General features: G+C 24.9%; 2 protein-coding genes and 3 tRNA genes. 4 read left to right on the top strand and 1 reads right to left on the bottom strand.

What is annotated here, in order from left to right; genetic code table 11:
* Positions 1 to 3,104: AAA family ATPase (locus tag OC701_RS01255; RefSeq protein ID WP_304514301.1), on the top strand; the 3,104-nt coding region annotated here is incomplete at its 5' end.
* A 161-nt stretch (positions 3,105 to 3,265) separates the two neighbouring features.
* Positions 3,266 to 3,357 (top strand) — tRNA-Ser (locus OC701_RS01260).
* 104 nt (positions 3,358 to 3,461) lie between these two features.
* Here OC701_RS01260 and OC701_RS01265 read toward each other — a convergent pair.
* Positions 3,462 to 4,535, bottom strand: coding sequence for a coiled-coil domain-containing protein (locus OC701_RS01265; RefSeq protein WP_304514302.1), 1,074 nt, complete (start codon positions 4,533 to 4,535; stop codon positions 3,462 to 3,464).
* 485 nt (positions 4,536 to 5,020) lie between these two features.
* Between OC701_RS01265 and OC701_RS01270 the strand changes: the two genes are divergently transcribed.
* Positions 5,021 to 5,096: transfer RNA gene (locus OC701_RS01270), tRNA-Glu, on the top strand.
* A gap of 2,211 nt (positions 5,097 to 7,307) precedes the next feature.
* Positions 7,308 to 7,382 (top strand) — tRNA-Gly (locus OC701_RS01275).
* The last annotated feature ends 562 nt before the right edge of the window (positions 7,383 to 7,944 follow it).

Below are 7,944 nucleotides of genomic sequence, written 5' to 3' on the forward strand. Positions count from 1 at the left end.
ATGAATTAACTAATATTCGAGAGGAATTAAAGAAAGATCTTCAACTCAATAAAGACACTGTTGATCAACTTACATCGGAATTAGATATTTTAACTGGTAAACATACTACATTAAATCATGATTTGGATCAAGTAAAACAAGAGAATCAAATTTTAAACGCTCAAAACGCACAATTAAAAAATCAATTAATAGATTTAAAAACAGAAGTTAGTTTGTTAAAAAGTCGTATCGCCGAACAACGCGGAATGATCGATTCAATAAGTCATCTTATGTCTGAAACTCGCAAACAACAACACGAGTTAGACGGAAATCTTAATTCTTTAACTCGAAAAATCCGAGAGAAAGAAGAACAATACCGTCAACAAATGAATTTATCTGAAGAGGAACGTCAACAGTTAAAAACAGACATTGATAAACTTAGAGATCAATTAACTGATAGTCAAAGTCAAATTGACAGCCAAAAAAAGACTTTAGAGAAAGCACAACAAGATTTACAAACAACTTCTAATGAATTAACTAATATTCGAGAGGAATTAAAGAAAGATCTTCAACTCAATAAAGACACTGTTGATCAACTTACATCGGAATTAGATATTTTAACTGGTAAACATACTACATTAAATCATGATTTGGATAGAATGATGACAAAAAATAACATTTTTTTAATTAGTTTTACTGATATATTTTTTGATAGTTTGAAATCGATTACATCTTCGTTCTTAAAACAGTTAGATAAACAAAAATCCGAAAACATTAAAAAGGATTTTTTAAATGTGTCTGCCCAAAAATTTGTTAAAGATACTTCTCAAATGCCTTTATTCGGGGAATTAATTGGTATGAAAAAAGAAAAAGCTCAATTACAAGATTATTTAAATTATCTCCGAGATGCTAATAAATATTCAAATATGGGTATGAAAAAACCTCCTAAAGGTATTATATTATATGGTCCTCCAGGCACAGGTAAAACTCATTTAGCTGAAGCATTTGCTCGAGAGTCAGGGTTATCCGTGTTTGCTTTATCATCTTCAGATTTTTCGAAAACTTATGTAGGGGAAGCTCCAAGATTAATAGAAAATCTTTTTATAGAAGCTCGTAAAAAATTTCCTAGTATTATTTTAATAGATGAATGCGAAAGTGTTTTTCGTTCTCGTGCTAGTGATTCTTTGACTAATGATCATGGTAATGTTGTAGCTGCTTTTTTATCTTATTTAGAAGGCGTTCATGAAGATAAAGAGAAACCTGTGTTTATCGTTGCTATGACCAATATATTAGAAGAAATAGATTCAGCTATTTTGAGTCGTTTTGATAAACGTATTAAAGTTGATTTATGGGATCTTCCTTCTATTCAAGAATTTTTAAAATTAAAAGCTATAAATTATAAGTTAGATTTAATGGCTTATGATTATTTGATCAATTATATCCCTAACATTATATTCAAATTTAATTATGACGAATTGAAAACTCCTCGTGGTTTAATTAGTTTATTAAATCAAGCTGTTACTATATCTCAAAGAACAAATCATCAACATTCTTATGTAACATTAATTGATTTACAATTATCTTTAGATTTAAAATTAGGTCTTAGTAAGGTTAATTGGGAAAATCACCAACATAAAGCTAATTCTTGGCAAGATTTGGTTTTTATTAAAGAATATAACGGCATTTCTATAAAACAACTTTTCGAAGATAATGATTTTGAAAAATCAGAATTAGAATATTACGAATTAATTAAAAATAATATCCAAAAGAATAAAAAACCTGTTTATATTTCTTTAAAAAAAGATGTCGGTTATTTTTATGATATTGATTTAAATAATAATATGTGGCCTTCTAGTTTATTAGGTTTTTATTTGGATGTTCAAGAAGATGTTATAATCGATAATTTAGATAATTTAAAAATTTTCAATCCAGAAGATATTTTAAGGTTATATATTCAAAAATGTAATTATAAAATTAATCGGATATATTTTGTTTGGGATTTATTTAAACGAAAAGAAATTGACTTTGTATTATTGAAAAAATGGGAAATTTTTGTGAAAAAATATCCTTTTTTAAAAACACAATATCATATTATGAGAGATGAAGTGAATCCCAAAATTAATTCTTTAAATGATTTAGAATTAAATCGATTATTTAATGATTGGATAAAACAATTTAAAAATAAATGGATTCAATTAATACTTCCTAAAATGAAATTATCTGAAAAAACTATTTATGATTTGTTTAATTTAAATATTGTTAATTTGATCGAAGAAGAAATTAATTTGTGTTTGCAAGAACAGAATCTTTCTGAAGAAAATTGTTTAGAAAAGATTGTTATGCGCTTGAATGAAAATTTTTATAATTTGTTTAAAGATTTTATTCGTACTAAAACTATTGAAATAATTAATAATATGAATTTAAATAAAAAAATATTTTCTTCATTTCAAATTGAACAAATTAAAGAATATTTAAAAAAAATAACTATTCAAGAATTTGAAAAGGATTTTGATTCATTTAATCAAAACAATATTTCATCTGAAGAAATTTTAATAAAAATATTTATTAATCAAGAAAAATATTTTCATCAACAAGATAGTTTATATTATAAACTTTGGCAAGAAAAAATATATAAATATTTAGATATTTCTTTGCCTATTTTTGAACAATTCAAATTAAAACAATATTTAATTCAGCACTTAATTAAAACTTATTTCCAACAAGATCTAGAATTAGATAATATTATTGAACAATTAAATGAAAAAATTGATTTTTATCAACGACAGTTTGAACAAAAATTAGAAAAAAAAATTAATAAAATTATAAATCAATATTTTTCATCTCATTATTTTCAAGATTATCCTGATTTTGAAACTCTTGATTTCATCAATAAAAGAGCTAATATATGGATTAATCATAATTTAAGATCAGACGAAACAATTAAATCAGAACAAGAAATTGAAAATATGGTTTTTAATTTTTTACAACAATATGCAAAAGATATAATTAATAATAAGCAAAAAAATAATTTTTTTGTAGAAAATAATTTTATGAAAATTATTATTTTTATTTTTTTGTTGTTGTGTATTTTTTATTTGTTACGTTCCAATAATTTGAAAAAATAAATTTAACATTAATCAATTTTAATTTTCCGTTTTAGAACGGAGAATTATATTTGATAAATAAAAAATAATATTTTTTTTATTTATTGATTTATATTTGTTATAATTTACGTCGTATTATTTTTTTAAAATAAAATTTATAAAAATAATAATAAATTTTCATTGGAGCAGTACTCAAGAGGCTATAAGAGGCATCTCTGCTAAGGATGTAGTTCAAGAAATTGATGCAAGGGTTCGAATCCCTTCTGCTCCGCCATTTTTATTTGTTGGATGATGTAATACAATTAAATATAAAAAAATAAAAACACTCTTTAATTTATAATCATTTTAAAGAGTGTTTTTTATTTTATTTTTTAATATTTATAAATGATTTGTATTTGGATTTTTTTTATTAAATTGATAAATTACAAGTAAAAATATTACCGTTATTAAAACGCATAATAAATAAAATAATTTTGATGCAAAAGAACTGTTATTATTGGATGAAAATTTGAAATTATCCTCATTGTTATTATTAGTATTCGAATCATTATTAGTATTCGAATCATTATTAGTATCTAAAATTTGATTGATTTCGTTTTTTAAACTTTCTAAACGTTTTGATTTGTCCTGCAAGCTATCATCCAAAAGATTTTGTAATGTTAGGTTTTGTTCGTTTATAGGTTTATTGAAAATATTGTCAGTTATAATTTCTTGTTTTAATATGTCATTTATATGTGATAGTTGCGTACGAATACTGTCTAGTGTGCTTGTTAATTTTGTTTTGTCTTTCTCTTCCGTTGTGGTTGTGGTTATTGCACTAGATATTTCAATTAATAAGTCGTTTATATATTTGTGTTGATTTTCTAAACCACTATATAATGGTTGGAAGTCGTTTAACTCTTTTGTTAATGATTCGATGCTTGTTGGGGTATTTCCTGTATTTATATTTTGGAAGAATTTTATACTATCATCTAATTTTTTTAATGTTGAATCAAAATAATTTTTTATTTTGTCTTCTACAACTTTAAATTTTTCGTTTATTTCTGAAGTTGCTTGTTCCATTAAATTTTTAATTGAATTTACTTGATTCAATATATCATTTTTTTGGGTTTCTCGTGAATCTGGTGAATTTGAATCAAATAATTTTTGTTTTAGGTTTATAAATTCTTGTTGGGTAAAAAAATCTTTGATATTTGTTTCGATATTTTTGTATTCTTCTAGTAAACCATTGCATTCATTTAGCAATTGTTCGTTTTGTTTTATTGCTGGGTTATTACTCATGTTTGTTAAATATGTTAATATATCTTTGTCATCTTCTTCGTTAGCTTTTAATAAAAATTTTGAACTTAAAGTTATGTAATTAATAGTAAATAATAACATTATAAACATCGAAATATTTATTAGTTTAGTAATATTAAAAAAATTTTTGATATTATTTATTACTCTAAGCATATATAAAAATTTATCCTTTCATTCTTAAGATTAAAAAATTAAAAACTTATTATAACTATTGATTATTTTAATCTTATACAAGATTAATTCTAACATAAAAATTTACAAATATATTTTTGATTTTTTAAAATTTTTTTAAAGTTAAATTATCTTGAATTATATTTTTTCAATTTTATGTTTATTTAATATTTTTAAAATTATTAACTTTTGATTTCAAAATCAATTAAGTTCGACTTAAATGATTATTTTAATATTGACATTAATAAATAATGTTGTTAGAATAAAAAGCAGTTTTAATTAATTTAATTTTTATATTTTCATTGTTTTTTTGATAAATTTTTTTAAAGTAATTTTTAAGTTTTATTTAAATGTAAAAAAAATTTGAAACAAACTTTTAAAATAGTTTTATTATTTTTTATTTTAATATTATATTTATAATTTAAAAATTTGTTAATTTATATTGTTAACATTTTATTTTATTATTAGGCCCGTTGGAGAAATGGTTAACTCACATGCCTTTCACGCATGCATTCACGGGTTCGAATCCCGTACGGGTCACCATTTAAAATTATTTTATTTTAAATATTGCACCCATAGCTCAACTGGATAGAGCATCTGACTACGGAGGGCGCAAAAGATGCGCATAATTCTGCTATTTAACGAATAGCCTTGTACGATAATTACAAGAGGTCACGTAAACACCGTAAGGTGGGCTTGGTTAATTATTTCGAAAGAATTATTGACAATAGCAAAAGCACGCAAGCGAGATGAGACGAAATATCTAGTCAACAAGTCGACGCCAGACCAGAAGTTAAGGAGAAGGTGAAAATCCCTAATCAGATAAAGATAAAAGTATGGTAATTTCAGAGACATCTTCGGAAAGATATTGATAAAAAAACCGAGATTTTGAAGGTAAAGGATAACAGATTCGTAGTATCTTTTAATTATCTGTAAAGTTAGTGAAACTAACTCTTCAAACAAGCTCTATTTATTCTGTATTTATTGAAAATAATACATGGATATTTCGATTTGAAAAAAATTATAAACTGAACCTATAAACTTCGCGTAGAATTATGTAGTAACTTTGATCTCCCTAAAGATAGGTTTTTAAACAAAACTTAAAACAGCAAATAGCTTGCTGATCCAAGGGAAAAGCGAAACTTATAATAGTCATAGGAATAATACTAAAATTGGAATATTTTAGGATAACCCTATCAAGGAGAAGGATAATAACCTTTGCAAGGCGAAAAAGTTTCAATATCTTTTGTTTTTTATTAAAGGGTAATTACTAATTGGTAGTTAAAATTATTATATTAGTTTGTATTACGTTTTATTTTTAAAAATGTGCAACTAAAATTAAAAAATTTTTTCTAAAAAAATAATAAGTTATTTAATCATTATTTTTTGTATTTTATTTTTATTTATTTTTAAATTTTTTTAGGAAATTCCGGAGTAGATGGATATATTATTAATTTGTAATTTTTTTATCTTAAATAATTTAATTTATATTAAATTCCATCGAAAAATATGTTTAAAATCGATATAAACCTAAACCGTTTTAAAAAAGAGTAAATAAATAATAAGAAATAATAAGAATATGCTTTAATACAAATTATAAATAATTTATTTAAGTTGATAGTTGTGAAATTAATAAAAAAAACAAAAAGATATTAGGAGCCGGATGTTTGGAAACTTACTTGTCCGGTTCTGTGGGGGGCTAATTTCGAATATGAAAGTGAATTTATATTTTACTTTTTAAACCGATTTAATCTATCCTGATTCAGAAGGTTGGGGGTTCAAATCCTCTTGGGTGTGCCATTTTTATTTTTTGTCGGGAAGTAGCTTAGTTTGGTTAGAGCGCCTGGTTTGGGAGGGCGAGAAAGATGCCTAAAATATTTATTGGTTTTACCAACCATCGTCATTATGATAATATGGCGCAACATATATCTGGTTGATTATTTCGAAAGATTAATTGATTATAGCAAGGTGTAAAAGCGTATTGAGTAAAAAAATATTTTACAATAAGTTTACGCGAGTTGAATGATGACTATGGATAAACTTTTTATAAAGTCTAAGAGAACAAAGAAATCTATTTTAAGAAAATTATTAAAATAATTAGTAATTTTTAAGTTTTATTTTAATTCGGTCCCAAGATTAAAATAATTATCACCTTTTTTGTAAAAATAAAAAGGACTAGTTTTAAGATTCACCTATTATTTGTTTTTTATAAAAAAATTTGGATTTAGGTTATCTCGCCTAAGGTTATCGGGTAAATGTTTTAGAGTAACTTCTATCTCCCTAAACTGCATGATATTTTTGGAGAGAAAGTTTAAATAAATTTTGATTCAAGAAAAGCGGCAAGGGAAAAGCAAAACCATAGTAGTCATGGTGTATTTAAGATAAGTTTTGGAATATTCTTATCATATGATCCCATTTGAGAGATTAGGAAAGCTAATCACAAGGCGAAAGGGGCAAAATAATTTCAGATCAGATATTAATAATTTATTTAATATATTTTAATATTTCTAAGTTTAATAAAATTTAAATTTTAAATAAATTTAAATTTAAACTTTATTTTTTAGAAAAATTGAAATTGAAATTATTTAAACGCCGTATACTTGGAAACTTGTTTGTACGGTGTTGTGTGGGGCTTATTGTAATAATGAATATTCATGAAACGCAATAATTCTATCACGATCCAGGAGGTCGCGGGTTCGAATCCTGTCTTCCCGACCATTTTATTATTTAATGATTTGATTTATTTTCGTTTATGCGAATGTCGTATAATGGTCATTACTCTAGCCTTCCAAGCTAGATATGTGGGTTCGATTCCCATCATTCGCTCCAGTTTAAATTAAAATTTATACAATAATAATTTGTAGAATTTTATGTAAATAAAAATATTTTTATTTTGGGAATTTAATCTTTAATTTATTATTGTATTCATTTAGGCGCCAAAGAGGCCTAAATATCGAGTGAACTAACCCATCACCAGTGCGATAAACACTGACAGGCTAAGAACGGTTCTTGAAAGGAAACTATCAAGAATTACAGCAGTTCTTAAAAGCGGGTTACGATGAAGTAGTTAGTCAAAAAGACACCGCCACCGAATGGTTTTAAGGGTAAGCCGGAAATGGCTTAAGAAGATAAGCAGATGTAATTTCTTAACCTGTCTCGCAAACTACTGAAACCGAGCAGTCTAGAGAATATTAATATAATAGATAAGTATTGGATAGTTTATCACTTAACCAACCTGGAATCTCACCATGAATAAAATGGTTGCTTCCCCTAAGGAATCAAGGTTGATATTTAGCGTAACTGGGAGAATCCTAAAGGCAAGTTATTAAATTAACGAATAATGAGATTAAAGTCATTATAGCCCAAGGAGAAAGCGACTTCTTAGTAGTCG

The sequence above is a fragment of the Candidatus Phytoplasma bonamiae genome, from assembly GCF_030586845.1.
In the GTDB taxonomy this organism is placed as follows: Bacteria; Bacillota_I; Bacilli_A; order Acholeplasmatales; family Acholeplasmataceae; genus Phytoplasma; species Phytoplasma bonamiae.